This window comes from Pseudomonas sp. FYR_2 (genome assembly GCF_043106425.1).
GTDB lineage: Bacteria > Pseudomonadota > Gammaproteobacteria > Pseudomonadales > Pseudomonadaceae > Aquipseudomonas > Aquipseudomonas monteilii.
Genome location: NZ_JBICMM010000007.1, coordinates 15,859 through 30,991, shown reverse-complemented (window position 1 = coordinate 30,991; position 15,133 = coordinate 15,859). Strand labels below are relative to the sequence as shown.

13 protein-coding genes are annotated in these 15,133 nt (G+C 61.3%); 9 read left to right on the top strand and 4 right to left on the bottom strand.

The window, feature by feature from the left end; translation table 11 throughout:
• Positions 1-159: 159 nt before the first annotated feature.
• The 9 genes from ACF8R4_RS01590 (at position 160) to ACF8R4_RS01550 (ending at position 11,365) form a co-directional block, all read left to right on the top strand.
• On the top strand, positions 160-2,097 hold the full coding sequence (locus ACF8R4_RS01590) for a flavin monoamine oxidase family protein (protein WP_392491551.1): 1,938 nt from the start codon (positions 160-162) through the stop codon (positions 2,095-2,097).
• 145 nt (positions 2,098-2,242) lie between these two features.
• Entirely contained in the window at positions 2,243-3,139 is an 897-nt protein-coding gene (locus tag ACF8R4_RS01585; protein WP_060498580.1) for a nitrilase family protein, read from the top strand.
• Positions 3,140-3,149: 10 nt separating this feature from the next.
• Complete coding sequence (locus tag ACF8R4_RS01580; protein ID WP_156868080.1) at positions 3,150-4,304, top strand: hypothetical protein; 1,155 nt, start codon at positions 3,150-3,152, stop codon at positions 4,302-4,304.
• Positions 4,301-5,290: an asparaginase gene (locus tag ACF8R4_RS01575; protein WP_060498582.1), complete on the top strand. Its 990-nt coding sequence runs from the start codon at positions 4,301-4,303 to the stop codon at positions 5,288-5,290. Before ACF8R4_RS01580 ends, ACF8R4_RS01575 begins: the two co-directional genes overlap by 4 nt.
• 91 nt (positions 5,291-5,381) lie before the next feature.
• Complete coding sequence (locus tag ACF8R4_RS01570) at positions 5,382-5,933, top strand: UPF0149 family protein (RefSeq protein WP_060498583.1); 552 nt, start codon at positions 5,382-5,384, stop codon at positions 5,931-5,933.
• A 304-nt stretch (positions 5,934-6,237) separates the two neighbouring features.
• Entirely contained in the window at positions 6,238-6,867 is a 630-nt protein-coding gene (locus ACF8R4_RS01565; protein ID WP_104833299.1) for a glutathione S-transferase family protein, read from the top strand.
• Positions 6,868-6,894: 27 nt separating this feature from the next.
• Positions 6,895-8,931 carry a pyridoxamine 5'-phosphate oxidase family protein gene (locus ACF8R4_RS01560; RefSeq protein WP_104833298.1) on the top strand — a complete coding sequence of 679 codons (2,037 nt, stop codon included), beginning with the start codon at positions 6,895-6,897 and terminating at the stop codon, positions 8,929-8,931.
• Between the two features lie 84 nt (positions 8,932-9,015).
• On the top strand, positions 9,016-9,912 hold the full coding sequence (locus tag ACF8R4_RS01555) for a LysR family transcriptional regulator (RefSeq protein ID WP_104833297.1): 897 nt from the start codon (positions 9,016-9,018) through the stop codon (positions 9,910-9,912).
• 157 nt (positions 9,913-10,069) lie between these two features.
• Positions 10,070-11,365 (top strand): MFS transporter, encoded by a 1,296-nt coding sequence (locus tag ACF8R4_RS01550; RefSeq protein WP_060498586.1) that lies wholly within the window; start codon positions 10,070-10,072, stop codon positions 11,363-11,365.
• A gap of 48 nt (positions 11,366-11,413) precedes the next feature.
• On the opposite strand, the gene ACF8R4_RS01545 is transcribed toward ACF8R4_RS01550, so the two are convergent.
• The 4 genes from ACF8R4_RS01545 to ACF8R4_RS01530 are packed head-to-tail and all read right to left on the bottom strand — an operon-like array spanning position 11,414 to position 15,095.
• Positions 11,414-12,283: an aldose 1-epimerase gene (locus ACF8R4_RS01545; RefSeq protein WP_164524189.1), complete on the bottom strand. Its 870-nt coding sequence runs from the start codon at positions 12,281-12,283 to the stop codon at positions 11,414-11,416.
• Between the two features lie 24 nt (positions 12,284-12,307).
• Complete coding sequence (locus ACF8R4_RS01540; RefSeq protein ID WP_104833295.1) at positions 12,308-13,231, bottom strand: EamA family transporter; 924 nt, start codon at positions 13,229-13,231, stop codon at positions 12,308-12,310.
• Positions 13,232-13,286: 55 nt separating this feature from the next.
• The gene (locus ACF8R4_RS01535; RefSeq protein WP_060498589.1) at positions 13,287-14,567 is read right to left on the bottom strand and encodes a TRAP transporter large permease; all 1,281 of its coding nucleotides are present in this window, start codon (positions 14,565-14,567) and stop codon (positions 13,287-13,289) included.
• Complete coding sequence (locus ACF8R4_RS01530; RefSeq protein WP_016712038.1) at positions 14,568-15,095, bottom strand: TRAP transporter small permease; 528 nt, start codon at positions 15,093-15,095, stop codon at positions 14,568-14,570.
• Positions 15,096-15,133 lie beyond the last annotated feature (38 nt).

Sequence of the window (15,133 nt, the reverse complement as noted above, 5' to 3'; positions counted from 1 at the left end):
CTGCGTGAGCGCGCGCTGGCGGTGTAAGGCGTAGCTTCAAGCTGGCACCCACAGGGTCTAGACGTCCTGTGGGTGTTGGCTGGTGGTGCATAGCAACCTCTCAACCGATCTCCAAATTGGACATTCTCAGGCTCTTCAATTCATGGGGAGCACGAGAATATGACCATCGGTTCGACACATAACCATCCTGCTGATCTGGCCATAGAGCCTACATCGCCACTACAACCGTGGGCCGCGCGTTTTCCAAACCCTCCCGATCTTTGCTTTGATTACCGTCGTTTGATTGAACAAGAGGGAGGCGTTGCATATGCCGCAAAGCCCGAGCATCGAATCTGTATTGTCGGTGCTGGTGTTACAGGGCTGACTGCCGCTCGGGAACTGTTTCGCTGCGGCTATACCCGCATCACCTTGATGGAGCAGTCCCAGCGTGTTGGCGGCCGCCACCTGACAGTGGTGAACCAGAAGGGTAATCACAAGCAGCCTTTAACCCCATTCGAAATGGGGGCCATGCGCATGCCATTGTTCAACAGGACAGGCGAATCTCCGAAAGATGGACGTTCGCTCATGGCCTATTACGCCAAGCTGTTTGAGCTACGGCTTTCCGATTTCCCGAACCCGGGGACACCTTGGGTAAATGCAACCGGTATCTATCTTCGCGACGGGCAACTAGACGGCGAAGGGGAGCCGAAGCTGCTGGTTTGGTGCAACCCACAAGGAAATACCCCTCCGCCTACTGCTACGCTGCAAAACGTCTATGAAAAATGGCATCGCTTCGCCCGGCAGTTTGCCGAGCGCATCGCCATTGTATATGGCACTGAACGTTGGACGTCGATGTGGCAGGCTGTTGTCGAACGCTATCACCAGTTGTCATTCAGGGATCTGGTGCATTTGCCCACGCTGGATGTATGGGATCCCGCAAACCCCGGTGATTTTGGCGGACTGGGCATGAACAGTGAAGAGTCGGCCATTTTCTATGCAATCGGTATTGGCGACGGCAGTTGGGGGGCCTTCTATGATGTCTGCTGCCTGTACCCGCTGCGTACAGCCATCTTTGGTTTCAGCAGCCATTTGCAATTGGTGCATGGGCGCGTTGACCAAGAGGGTACACCTTACGCTGCGCCGTATCTGGAAGCCAGCAACGTCCCTGACAGCAGGGGACTGATGTTCAAGGCACCCGCTTACATCGGTCTCGCTGCAATGGATGAAAGCTTGTTGTTTCTGGATGCCGGGATGAACGGCATTTCGCTCTACGACTACCTCCTTCAACGAGATGACGGGCTGTTGACGGACACTTCGGTTTGTTCACTGCAAAAACTGGATGGGGGCGGCATTCGCGTCGGATACCGTTGGCACAACAGTGACTCTGAGCATCAACGCCTTCAGTACGATGACTTCGACAGTGTGATCTTGACCCTCCCGTCCTGGTTGATTGAAACCAATATACGCCTCGAAGGTTTCAGCCGTCGGGTACTGCCGCCGTCGATTGTGGACGCCTGGAAGCATGCTCACTGGGAAACCAGTTGCAAGGTCTACGCACCACTGAAGAAGAGCTTTCTGGACCGACAGCCGGCGCTACCCCAGATTCTCGTTACCGACAGCTTTGTCCACGATGTCTATGCCTATCGGTACAACGACCGTTACACAGATGACTGTATCTTGCTCAGTTACACCTGGGAGGACGATGCAACGAAGCTAGCTGCATTTACTGATGAAGAATTGGCCAGCAAGTGCCTTGAGGAACTCGACCGGATCCTCCTGCGCTGCAGCAATGTGACTGAACCTATATCGCCCTACATCGATACCCGAAACATTCGCATACAGCGCTGGGCGACGGACAAAAATGCGCTCGGCTGCGCGAAGCTGTATCGCGCAGGTACCTACTACGACGCGGTCGGCCTGATGAAATACAACCGCGATTACAGTGCCAGCTCGGGGTTGTACTTGGCTGGAGAGTCCTTCTCTGTTGACGCCGGCTGGACCGAGCCGTGTTTACGCACCGCGCTCGATGCAGTCATCAATCTTTGCAACAACACATCCGCAACGTTCAATGGAGGCTTCACCCTTGAGCACTATCCGCATTATCAACTTGGGAAATAGCGGCGTCTGGGTGTTTTTGTGAGATTCGTCCTACTGCACTTACTCGCTTCTCCTTCGCTCCCATAGGACCTGCCCGACTGTCCCTCCCAAGCGCAACCCCGCTCTACTGGCGACCTTCCAGAACAACCACAAAAAGGAAGTCGCCATGTCTGAACAACGCACCCCCGTCAGCCCCGTACGTATCGCTGTCATCCAGTACGACCCACAGGTCGGGCTAGAGTACTGCGATGGCAACCTGAGCAGAGGCCTGGCACTGGCCCGGCGTGCGGCGCGTGAAGGTGCCAATCTGATCGTGCTGCCCGAGCTGGCCAACACCGGTTATACCTTTCACTCCCGTGCCGAGGCCTATGCCCATGCTGAAACACTGCAGGCAGGCCGCAGCCTGAAAGCCTGGGCTGATTTCGCCAGGGAGTATCAGGTGTACCTGGCCGCAGGATTTGCCGAGCGTGATGGCTTGAAGCTTTACGACAGCGCCGCATTGTTCGGCCCCGACGGCCTGCTTGGGCACTATCGCAAGGCTCACCTGTGGAATCAGGAAAAGCTCTGGTTCACCCCTGGCGATCTCGGTTTTCCGGTATTCGAGACGCCGATCGGGCGTATCGGCCTGCTGATCTGCTGGGACATCTGGTTCCCTGAAGTGCCGCGGCTGATGGCAGCGCAAGGCGCGGACATCATATGCAGCTTGAACAACTGGGTGTGGACACCGCCACCCCTGTTTGATGAAGCAGGGCGTTGCATGGCGTCGTACCTGACCATGACGGCCGCGCACGTAAACAATGTCTACATCGCTGCCGCAAACCGTATCGGCAGTGAGCGAGGGGGGCGCTTTCTCGGTTGTTCGTTGATTGCCGGAACCAATGGCTGGCCCATTGGTGAGGTGGCTAGTGCGGAGGAGGAAAGCATTCTGTATGCCGATGTCGACCTCAGCAACGCACGTTCAGCGCCGATCTGGAACAGCCTCAACGACCTGCAGCGTGATCGCCGTACCGATCTCTACGATGCTGCGCTTGGCTACCGCCTGCATGCGCCTATGCCACGCTGAGGATCCACAGATGAAGCCATTATTGCTGCCCAATCGGCAGCGTTCCCCTGTGTTGATCTTCACCTGCCTGTTAATGCTGCTGGTAGCCAGCCTTGCGTCAGGCCAATGGCCAGACTACGGGCAACTGGCGGCGACCCTCGACCAACCGCTGAGCCGTTTGCGCTGGATAGTGGGCGATATCAGCGAGGTCGCTTTCTACAAGCATGAGCTGCCTGCGCTGGGCTTGCTGCTAGGCGCTAGCCTGGCACATTGGGCCCATCTTCGCGGGTATCGCTGGCAGGGTTTTGCCATCTGCTATGGAAGCGGACTGTGGCCATGGGTGTTTACCAGCTCGCTAATGGGCCTCTTACTTAGCCACGCCTTGTGGGGATGGACCTTGGCCAGTGGCACCTGGCAACCAACGTTTGTGGCCTTCGTGTCACTGCCGGCAGCCATGGTGCTGCTGTTTGGCGCGGGCTGGCGAGTGACGATCACAGGCGCGCTACTGGGGGCACTACTGGTAACCCCGGCGAGTCTGCTGATGGTCAACTACCTGTGCTATCCCCTGCAGTTGCCTGTGGTCATCGGCAACGTGAGTGGTATGGCCGTGGCAAGTGTCGTCGCGTTCCTGCTGTGCAAGTGTTTCCCGTCTTGGGTACGTCAAAGCCACGAACCCGACGTTGCGAAACCTGTGGCCAGCCAACCAGACTACGGTGTGGTCTGGACCTTGCGGCGTGTGCTGGCCGACTTCAGCGAAGCGCCGTTCTTTGGCAATGAACTGGCCAGCCTCGGCCTACTACTGGGCGTGTTACTGGCTTACCTGTTGTCCCCGGCGGCCCCCGCATACGGTTCAATGTTGGTGATGCACATAGTGGCTGGGCAGGCCTTGGCGTCTTTGGTCGGAGTCGTATTCTGGCGCGGCCAGTGGCAAGCCCGTGGGTGGTACCCTACCTACATTCCGATCGTCTCGATCGTGCCGGCCGCAGTGCTGACGCATGGAGGCAGTTGGCAAGTAGTCGTGGCCAGTGCAGTGCTGGGTGCGCTGGTGGCTCCACCGCTGGCAGTGGCGATCACTCAGCGGTTGCCGACCTATATGCATGGCTACATCGGCAACGTAGTGTCGATGGCCGTCAGCACGTTGGGAATCGTACCGCTGATCGGGTTACTTGTGGGGGGAGAAGCATGATTGAGCATTCGGGCCTGCCCAGGCTGTCGATCGCCAGTTTGGGGGGGACAGTCAGTATGCAGGCTGCGGCGGTTGGGTGTGGTGTAACGCCCACTTTGGATTGTGAGCAGCAACTGCTTCAGGTCCCACAGTTGCGCGAGATGGCGCAGTTGAACGTAACGTCATTGTGCCTGGTGCCCAGTGCATCGCTCAGCTTCAGGGCGCTGCTGGATGTGCTGGCCTGGGCTCGCTGCGAGGTCGAGCGCGGTGCCCGGGCCGTGATATTGACCCAAGGCACCGACAGCCTTGAGGAAACGGCCTATTTCCTTGATCTGCTCTGGCCATTCGATGCGCCGTTGGTGATGACCGGTGCGATGCGCTCGGCCAGCCAGCCGGGCAACGATGGCCCGGCCAACCTGCTGGCTGCGGCACAGGTTGCATTGGCACAAGGCAGCAGTGGGCGTGGTGTGCTGGTGGTGATGAATGATCAGGTTCATTGCGCGGCAAGGGTTCGCAAGACGGCCAGCCTGGCGATGGCGGCATTCGAGTCGCCTGGCTTTGGTCCTCTGGGCGAAGTTGTAGAGGGCGTCGCTACGTATCGCCATCCACCAGACAGGCGGGAAGTGCTGCCGTTACCGGGACGTTCCGACCAGCGCGTTGCCCTGCTCGAGGCGTGCCTGGACGCTGACACGGCATTGCTGCAGGCTGTGCCCACATTGGGTTACGACGGGTTGGTCATCGCCGGCTTTGGCGCTGGCCATGTTTCCGGCAGTTGGTCTGATGCTCTGGAGCACATGACGCCAACCCTGCCAGTCATTGTCGCCACTCGCACAGGTAAGGGACCTACAGCCGGGGCAACCTACGGGTTTTCCGGCTCCGAGATCGACTTGCAGAAAAAAGGTGTGCACATGGCCGGGCAGCTCTGCCCGCGCAAGTGCCGCATCTTGCTGTGGCTGCTGATTGCCACCGACCGGCAGCATGAGTTGCCGCGTTGGCTGTCCTCCTGAAAAATCTGCCCGTGCAGTGGCACGCACGGGCAACCCTTCAAGCGTTGCTGTGCTAGGGTGCACACACTTTTGCTTCTCAGGATGTACGCCCATGCTCCCCGCACTCAGCGAAAAAGAACTCGATCGCCTCGAAGACCTGCTGATCACTTACGGCAACGACTACTCGGTGCTGAACCTGGCCGAACTCAATGGTTTTTTCACCGCGCTCGCCAGCTCGCCGGTCACCGTCTACCCCGAGCAATGGCTGCCTGCGGTAGCCGGTGGCAAGGTGCCGAAGTTCAAGAAGCCTGCGCACGAAGAAGCGTACACCGCGTTGATGCTGCGCTATGCCAACCAGGTGGCAGAAGAGCTGGGTGACGACGTCGACCACTTCGAGCCGCTATTCGAAGAAAACGAAGGTGAGGAAGGCCATGTGATCGTCATGGAGGAGTGGTGCTTCGGTTACATGCGCGCTACCCAGGTTGCCGGTTGGGAGGCGTTGCCGCCAGAGCAGGATCAACTGCTCAAGGCTATTTCGCTGCATGGGCTGGAGGACAACTTCGAGTTGTTGGACCAGATGAGCGAAGCCGATATCCAGGCGTGCGTGCCACAGGTGGTCGAGGCCGCGCGGGGGCTGTTCCGGTATTTCAACAAGCTGCACTGATACAGAGTTTGCAATAAGGCTGCTGGCCTTTTCGCTGGTAAAACCGCGAAGAGACCAGCAGATCCAGCACACAGTCGGCTCAGAGGTGCTTGCGGCGGATCTCGAACGCCGACAGTGTGGCAGCCAGGCGCTCGGGGATGCGGGGTCGCGCTGGCGCGGCAATTGGAGTTTGGCACGACCGAACTGGCGAATTATTTCGCGCAGCGAAATTATGGTTTCCTCATCACACGGATTCTGCTCTGCGCCGATCAGGTGCAGCATGTGCTCCACCAGCCCACTCCGGTGCTGACCAGGAGCCAAGCCCATGTCGAACCCGATCAAGCTTTACAACTTCCCCAAGTCTGGCCACGCCCATCGCATTGAACTGATGCTGTCTCTGCTCAACCTGCCTACCGAGCTGGTGTTCGTCGACCTGGCCAAAGGGGCCCACAAGCAACCGGACTTCCTGGCCCTTAACCCGTTCGGCCAGGTACCGGTCATCGATGACAACGGCACGGTGATCGCAGACTCCAATGCCATCCTCGTCTACCTCGCCAAAAAATATGACAACGGCACCTGGCTGCCCGAAGAGCCAGCCGCTGCCGCCCGCGTGCAACGCTGGCTGTCGGTCGCTGCAGGCCCGCTGGCCTTCGGCCCCGCCGCTGCCCGCCTGGTGACCGTGTTCGGTGCTGCGTTCAACACCGACGAAGTGATCACCCGCGCCCACACCCTGCTCAAGGTGATCGATGCCGAGCTGGCAAAGTCGCCCTTCTTGGCCGGCAACAAAGCCACTATCGCTGACATCGCCAACTACTCGTACATCGCTCACGCACCAGAGGGCAATGTGTCGCTGGAGCCCTATGCCAATGTGCGTAGCTGGCTGGCGCGGATCGAGTCACTGCCGGGCTTCGTGCCCATGCCACGTACCGTGATCGGGCTGCAGACCAGCGCCTGACACCCCGCCCTCGGGAGGAACGCCGCCATGCGACAGACGCCGGACCAACGCCCCTCGCCCTGGCATGCGGGCGAGCAAGCCCTGCAGGAAAAGGTCGGTGTAGCAGAGCGCATGGAGGCGTTCGGGCAAAAGGTCATTCGTGACTACATGCCCGACCAACACCGCACGTTCTATCACCAGTTGCCGTTCATGGTGGCGGCTAGCGTTGACGCTCAGGGTCGGCCCTGGGCGACGCTGCTGGAAGGGCCAGAAGGTTTCGTCAGCTCGCCCGACCCACGGCAATTGACGATTGACACCAAGTTACCGGCAGATGACCCCGCCACCCCGGGGCTGGTCGCCGGGCAGGCAATCGGCCTGCTGGGCATCGAGCTGCACACCCGCCGGCGCAACCGCATCAACGGGCAGATCCGCCAGGCTGCTGCGGGGCAATTGCAGGTGGCGGTGGAGCAGTCGTTCGGCAACTGCCCGCAGTACATCCAGCTGCGCGACTACACCCGCGTCACCGAACCGGCCCAAGGGCGCGTCGATGCCACAACACTGAATGCCACGACCGTCAGCATGATCCAGTCTGCTGACACATGCTTCGTCGCCAGCTATGTCGAGCATGAAAGCGGCCAGCGCTCGGTGGATGTTTCCCACCGAGGCGGTCGGCCAGGGTTCGTCAAGGTCGAAGGCAACACGCTGACCATTCCCGACTACGCCGGTAACCTGCACTTCAACACCTTGGGCAACTTGTGGGTTAACCCGAGGGCAGGTTTGCTGTTCATCGACTTCAGCAGCGGCAACGTTCTGCAGGTGTGCGGACGTGCCGAGGTGCTGCTGGAAAACCCGGCCATCCAGGCTTTTGAAGGTGCAGAGCGGCTGTGGACGCTGGAGGTCGAGCAGGTGGTGTGGCGGCCGGCTGCGGTTTCCCTGCGCTGGGCCTTCAAGGAGTACGCACCGACCAGCCTGATGACCGGCATCTGGGCTGAGGCCGAAGCGCGTTTGCAGCAACGCCAGCAACAGCGCCAATGGCAAGCCTGGCGCGTACTGCGGGTGGAGCAGGAGAGCCGTGATATCCGTTCGTTCTACCTTCAGCCGCCCAGCGATAGCGCTGTGGTGTTTGCACCCGGGCAACATGTTCCGGTGCAGGTAGAGCGTGACGGTGAAGCGCCGCTGATCCGCACCTACAGCTTGTCCAGCGCACCTTCCGATGGCTATTTGCGTATTAGCGTCAAAGCCCAGGGCCCGGTTTCCCGCCACTTGCATGAGCGCATTGCGCCCGGCGATGTGCTTGACGTGCGTCCACCCATGGGCAGCTTCACGCTGGACATGCAGAGCACGCGGCCGCTGGTGCTGATTGGCGCGGGGGTGGGAATCACGCCATTACTGGCCATGCTGCGCGAGCAGTTGAGCAAGGCCCAGACGCGGCACATCCACTTATTCCATGGCGCGCGTAGCCTGGCCGACCTGCCGTTCAGGCAGGAACTGGCGAGCTTGCGGCAACAGGCGGGAGGCTTGCTGCACATCCATCGCGCCCTGAGTCAGCCGGAAGGCCAAGCGCTGCTTGGGCGAGATTACGAGTTTGCCGGGCGTCTGGGCATCGAGCAGGTCAAGGCGACGCTGGCGCTGGACGACTACGATTTCTACCTGTGCGGACCGGGCAGTTTTACCCAGGACTTGTATGAAGGGTTGCGCGGCGTGCATGTGCCGGATGCGCGGATTCACGCAGAAGCCTTCGGGCCGTCGACGTTGCGGCGGCACACGGACGCCGACCAGCCCACCTTGCAACAGCCGCCTGCGGCCAGCGAGCCCGTGCCGGTGTACTTCGCGGCATCGGCCAAGGAAGCGCGCTGGGCACCCGGCAGCGGTACCTTGCTGGAGCTGGCCGAGGCGCGTGGGCTGGCGCCGGAGTTCAGTTGCCGGGGTGGCTCGTGTGGTACCTGCAAGACCAAACTTGTGAGTGGCCAGGTGCATTACCCGAATCCACCGGCAGAGCTGCCGGAGGCGGGGTCGGTGTTGATCTGTTGTGCGGTGCCGGCGCAGGTGGAGGAGGGGTTACAGGCATTGGTGCTGGACATCTGACAAACCAGTCCCGGCCTCTTCGCGGGCAGCACAAAATGCCCAGATGAATAATAATCCCGGCACCTCATGTCCTCAGGAGCCCGCATGGACCAGATCCACCTGATGAAGGTGTTCGTCGCCGTAGGTGAGCTGGAAAGCTTCGCCGCTGCTGCCCGCCGCCTGGATATTTCTCCGGCCGCCGTCACCCGCGCCGTCAGCGCCCTGGAAGACCAGCTTGGGGTAAAACTGCTGCTGCGCACTACCCGTAGCGTACGCCTGACCGAAGCGGGAGGCCGCTACCTGGAAGACACCCGGCATATCCTCGCCAGCATCAACGAGGCCAACGCCGCCGCTGCGGGCATCAACGCCACCCCCAAGGGCGACCTGGCGGTTACCGCGCCGATCCTGTTCGGCAAGAAGTTCGTCATGCCGTGCATCGTCCGCTACCTGCAGCAGTACCCTGAGGTCGATGTGTCTGCCTACTTCCTGGACCGCGTGGTGAACATGGTCGAGGAGGGCATGGACGTTGCGGTGCGCATCGGCCCGTTGCCCGACTCGGGGTTGAAGGCGTTGCGGGTCGGCAGGGTGCGGCGCATGTTGTGCGCATCCCCCGATTACCTGGCGCGACATGGCGCGCCGAAACATCCCTCGGACCTGGCCGGGCATGCGGTAATCGGCACCACCAACCTGTCGCCCCGTGCCGGCTGGCGCTTCGGGGTGACAGAAGAGCCGACCATGGTACGCATGAAGCCGAGGCTGACGGTCACCAGCAACGATGGGGCCATCGCGGCTGCCAGTGGCGGGCTGGGTATTGCCCGGTTGTTGTCGTACCAAGTGGCCGATGAACTGGCCAACGGGCAACTGCAGGTGATTCTGGCCGAGTACGAAGAGGCGCCCTGGCCAATTCATGTACTGCACCGGGAGAGCAAGTATGGCTCGGCCAAGGTCAGGGCCTTCATCGACATGCTGGCGCAGGCACTGCGAGCCCAACAACTCGATTGAGATCGTACAACAAGGGTTAAAACAGCTTGAAATAATATTTGTTGTACGACGACCTATGACGTGGCACTCTTTCGCCTGAAACAATTTGTCGCAAATAGCCCTGCCGGCGTTTGCGCCAAACGCTCGCCACTCTAAAAACAAGAAATTCAGGTGAACCATGAAGATGAAAGGCATCCGTTGGTGGATGGTCAGCCTTGTCACGGCTGGGCTCGTCGTCAACTACCTCGCCCGCAACACCCTCTCGGTGGCTGCCCCCACCTTGATGACCGACCTCGCCATCAGTACCGAGCAGTACGCCAAGATCGTCGCTGCCTGGCAGGTGTGCTACGCCCTCATGCAGCCCATTGCCGGCTGGTTCATCGACTTCATCGGCACCAAGCTGGGCTTTGCCGTGTTCGCCATGGCCTGGTCACTGGCCTGTGCCGGCGCGGCCCTGGCCACCGGCTGGCAGAGCATGGCGTTCATGCGTGGGTTGCTGGGCATGACCGAAGCCGCCGGCTTGCCGGCCGGGGTCAAGGCCACCACCGAGTGGTTCCCGGCCAAGGAGCGATCGGTGGCGATTGGCTGGTTCAACATCGGCTCGTCGCTCGGCGCCTTGCTGGCGCCGCCGCTGGTGGTGTGGGCGATCCTGCACAGTGGCTGGCAGCTGGCGTTCGTGATCGTTGGCGTTTCGGGCATTGTCTGGACCCTGTTGTGGATGCTGCTGTACAAGCACCCGCGTGACCAGAAACGCCTGAGTGACGAGGAGCGCGACTACATCCTGGCCGGGCAGGAAGCGCATTTCAAGCAGGACACCCGCGAGAAGGGCGCGTGGAAGCGTATCTTCAAGGCCCGTAACTTCTACGCCATCGCATCGGCGCGGATCCTGTCGGAGCCTGCCTGGCAAACCTTCAATGCCTGGATTCCGCTGTACCTGATGACCGAGCGGCACATGAACATCAAGGAAGTGGCGATGTTCGCCTGGCTGCCGTTCCTGGCGGCCGACATCGGCTGTGTGCTGGGCGGTTACCTCAGCCCGCTGTTCCACCGCTACTTCAAGGTGTCGCTGTTCACCTCACGCAAGATGGTGCTGGTGTTCGGTGCCAGCTGCATGATCGGCCCGGCCTGCATTGGCCTGGTGGAAAGCCCGTACACCGCGATCCTGTTGCTGTGCATTGGCGGTTTTGCCCACCAGACGCTGTCGGGGGCGCTGTACTCGATCACTTCCGACTCGTTCAGCAAGGACCAGGTGGCCACGGCGACCGGTATGGGCGGCATGTGCGGGTATCTGGGGGCGGCGGCGTTTACGCTGGTGTTCGGCGTGCTGGTCACGCAGATTGGCTACAGCCCGTTGTTCGTGGTGCTGGCCGCGTTCGATATCGTGGCGGCGGTGTTGGTGTGGAAGGTGGCGCGGGAGGTGCGAACGCCATCTTCGGAGAAGCCGGTAATGGCTTCGACTGAGGTGCTTGCATAAGGCTTGAGATTTTGGGGCCGCAAAGCGGCCCCAATTCAAGCAATCTGGTTACAACGGCTGATACTGCATCCTGAAGCCCAGGCTCATCGCTTCCCCTCGCTGCAACAACCTCAGCCCTGGCCGCCTCGGCAGGTGATGGGCATTGACCGGGTGGGTAACCGGCTCAAAGCAGAAAAAACCTTGTCCCTGCGGACAAAACAGCAAGAAATGCTCAGCCCCACTGGCACTGCACGCCAAGCGATACCCGGCACCGGGCTGTTCGATCACGCATTCCCCCGGCCAGCCATTGAACGCGTGATCCACGACTGTGTCAGGCAATCCTCGCAGGGTTTCAAAACTCCACCGCTCTGGTATCTCGGCCTCATACGATGGCAACCGCCCATCTTCGGCCAGCCACACCTTGCGTGCCGCTGCATGCAGCTTGGTATCGGGATACCGCGGGAAGTAGGGATGTAATCCCAATCCATACCAGTTAGCCCGCCCATCCAGGTGCGTGACATGCAGGTCTAGGTTCAGGCACCCCTCATGCAAGTGCACATCCAGTGTGGCCTGGTAGGCAAATGGCACGTCACTGCGCAGCGTCAGGCGCACGCGCCGCTCGCTGTGGTGCTCCACCTGCCAGGGTTGTTGCCAGGCGCTGCCATGAATCGGGTAAGCGTCGTGCGTGGTATTGGGCGCCAGTGCCTGCCAGCCTTCGGGCCGGGAAAAGCCACCCTCGGAAATGCGATTGGACCACGGCGCCAGCGGGTAACAGGCCAGCCGTCGTGGGGTACCGGTGGCCATCGCGGCCGCGTCGGAATGGCGTAGCAATGGCTGCCCGGTTGCCTTTACTTCCCAGTTGACCAGGCTGGCGCCCAGTTCCGGGGCCAGGCTCAGGCGGGTCAGGTTATCTTGCAGGTGCAGCTCGGTCACAGCCATTCAAGGCTCCTTTCAAATGAACAATCAACGGGCCCGACGGTAGGTCAGCAGCACGATGCCGCACACCACCACGGCGGCGCCGATCAGTTGCGGGGTACTCAGTTGCTGATCGAGCAACGCCCAGCCCAGCAGCAGTGTCGCGATGGGTTCGACATTCATCACCGGTGCGTTCTGCGCCATGTTCAGCCTTGGCACACACACAAACAGCAAGGTGAAGGCCAGGCCGTACAGCACCACCAGGCTGCCCAAGGCGACCCAGCCACCGCTGCTGCCGGGCAGTGACAAGCCCGACGGCATCACGCCGCTTGCGCCTGCAACCAGCATGCTGGAAAACACGATCAGCAAGGTCAGCAGGCTGCGCACTGGCCCGCGTACGGCAGCCAGTTTGTGGTCGGTGATCCACAAGGCACAGGCAAACGCACAGGCGGCACCAAAGGCCAGGCTGACGCCCAGCGCCCAGTGCGAGTTGGCCGTGCCACTGTCGGCCAGGCGTGCCGGTACATCCAGCGCCAGCACCAGGCCGCAGAGGATCAGGCCCATGAACAGCACCGGGCGGCCAGTAGGCCGTGCGCCACCCAGTGCCCAGGTGAGCAATGCCAGCAACATCGGAAAGGTGTTGCCCACCAGCAGCGCCAATGCCACCGGGATGCGCGCCACTGCCGAGTACAGGCACAGGCTCTGGGTGGCGATCAGCAGGCCGAGCAGCAACTGCCAGTGACGGGTACCCGCAGGCAGGCCTATCGCCTGGCGTTGCCACAGCAGCAGGCAGGCCAGCACCAGCAAGGTGATGCCTGAGCGACAGAGGATCGCCAGCAGCACGCCGGTGCCGTCATCGAAGGCGATGCGAGCGGCGATGTGGTTACCGGCGAATGAACAGGCCAGCAGGGCCAGCAAGGCGATGGCCAGTTTGCGTGGGAACAGCGGGGCAGCAGAGGAGGGAACAGCCATGTGCAGGGTCCATTTGCAGAGAGAACCCGGGGCCGCAAGGCGGCCCCGGGTTCAGTTAGAGCACCACGCTAGGCAGCCACAGGGAAATGGCCGGAATGTAGGTCACCGCCATCAGCACCAGGAACAGCGCCAGGTAGAACGGCAGCAACGCCTTCACCGTCGACTCGATGCTCACCTTGCCAATGGCCGAGCCCACGAACAGCACGGCCCCCACCGGCGGGGTGATCAGCCCGATGCCCAGGTTCACCAGCATGATCATGCCGAAGTGCACCGGATCCACGCCGATACCGGTGATGACCGGCAGCAGGATCGGTGTGAGGATCAGGATCAGCGGCGCCATGTCCATCACCGTGCCCAGCAGCATCAACATGAAGTTTATGCACATCAGGATCACGTAGCGGTTGTCCGACAGGGTCAGGAACGCCGTGGTGATCTTCGACGGGATCTGCATCAGCGTCATCACGTAGCCGAAGCTGGCGGCAAAGCCGATCAGGATCATCACGATGGAGATGGTGCGAACCGTGCGGTGCATCAGCTTGGGCAGGTCGCGCCACTTGTAGTCGCGGTAGATGAACATGGTCACGAAGAACGACCACACCACCGCCACGGCTGCCGATTCGGTCGCGGTGAACACACCCGACAGGATGCCGCCCAGGATGATCACCATGGCCATCAGGCCCCACAGCGCCTCACCGGCAATTTTCAGCGCCTGGCGCAGCGGGATCACTTCGCCCTTGGGGTAGTTGCGCTTCTTGGCGAAGATCAGGCACAGGCCCATCATCACCGCGCTCAGCAGCAAACCGGGCATGACACCCGCCATGAACAGCGAGGCAATCGATACCGTGCCGCCCGCCGCCAGCGAGTACAGCACCGAGTTGTGGCTGGGTGGGGTCAGCAGCGCCTGCACCGAGCCGCTGACGGTCACGGCGGTGGAAAACTCCCGCGGGTAGCCCTTGCGCTCCATCTCCGGAATCAGCACCGAGCCCACCGAGGCCGTGTCGGCCACCGACGAGCCCGAAATCGCCCCGAAGAAGGTCGAAGCCATGATGTTGACCAGCGACAGCCCGCCACGCACGAAGCCCACCAGCACCCCGGCAAAGGCCACCAGCCGACGTGACATGCCGCCTTCGGCCATGATCGCACCGGCCAGCACGAAGAACGGAATGGCCAGCAGTGAGAACTTGTTAACCCCACTGGCCACCTGGATCATCATCGCCTGCAGCGGGATGTCGATCCACCACGCACCGATCAACGCCGACAGGCCCAGTGCATAGGCCACCGGCATGCCCAGCAGGATGAGCGCAACGAAACTGCCCAACAGAATGAACGCATCCATTTACGCCACTCCTTCGCTTTCTTCTACATGGTCGAAACGCACCACCTTGCGATGGCTCTGGTCGCCGAGCAGAAGTTTTTCCAGCACGAAGACCAGGGTCAGCACGCCACCCACCGGGATCGGCGCATACGTCATGCCCACCCGTACACCCGGCAGCGACGCCAGAAACTGGTTCCAGGTAGTGATGCATAACTTGGTGCCGTAGTAGGTCATGAATACACACACCAGAATCATCAGCACCTGCACCAGCAGCGCGACCAGCTGGCGCTGCAGCGGTGGCAGGCGATCGGTAATCATCGCCACCGCCATGTGCGCCCCGGCGCGGTAGCTGGCGGCGGCGCCGACGAAGGTGAACACCACCATCAGCAGGATGGCCACCGGCTCTGGCCAGCTGGCGCCGGTGCCGAGCACGTAGCGGGCAAAAATGCCCCAGGGAATGATCAGCGACATCGCCAGGATCGACAGGCCGGCGACCCAGATGCAGCTGCGGTACAGCGTGTCGTTCACACGCAGGACAAGGTTTTTCATGGGCATCACCAAAGCGGCAGGGCGACGGGCGCCGCGCT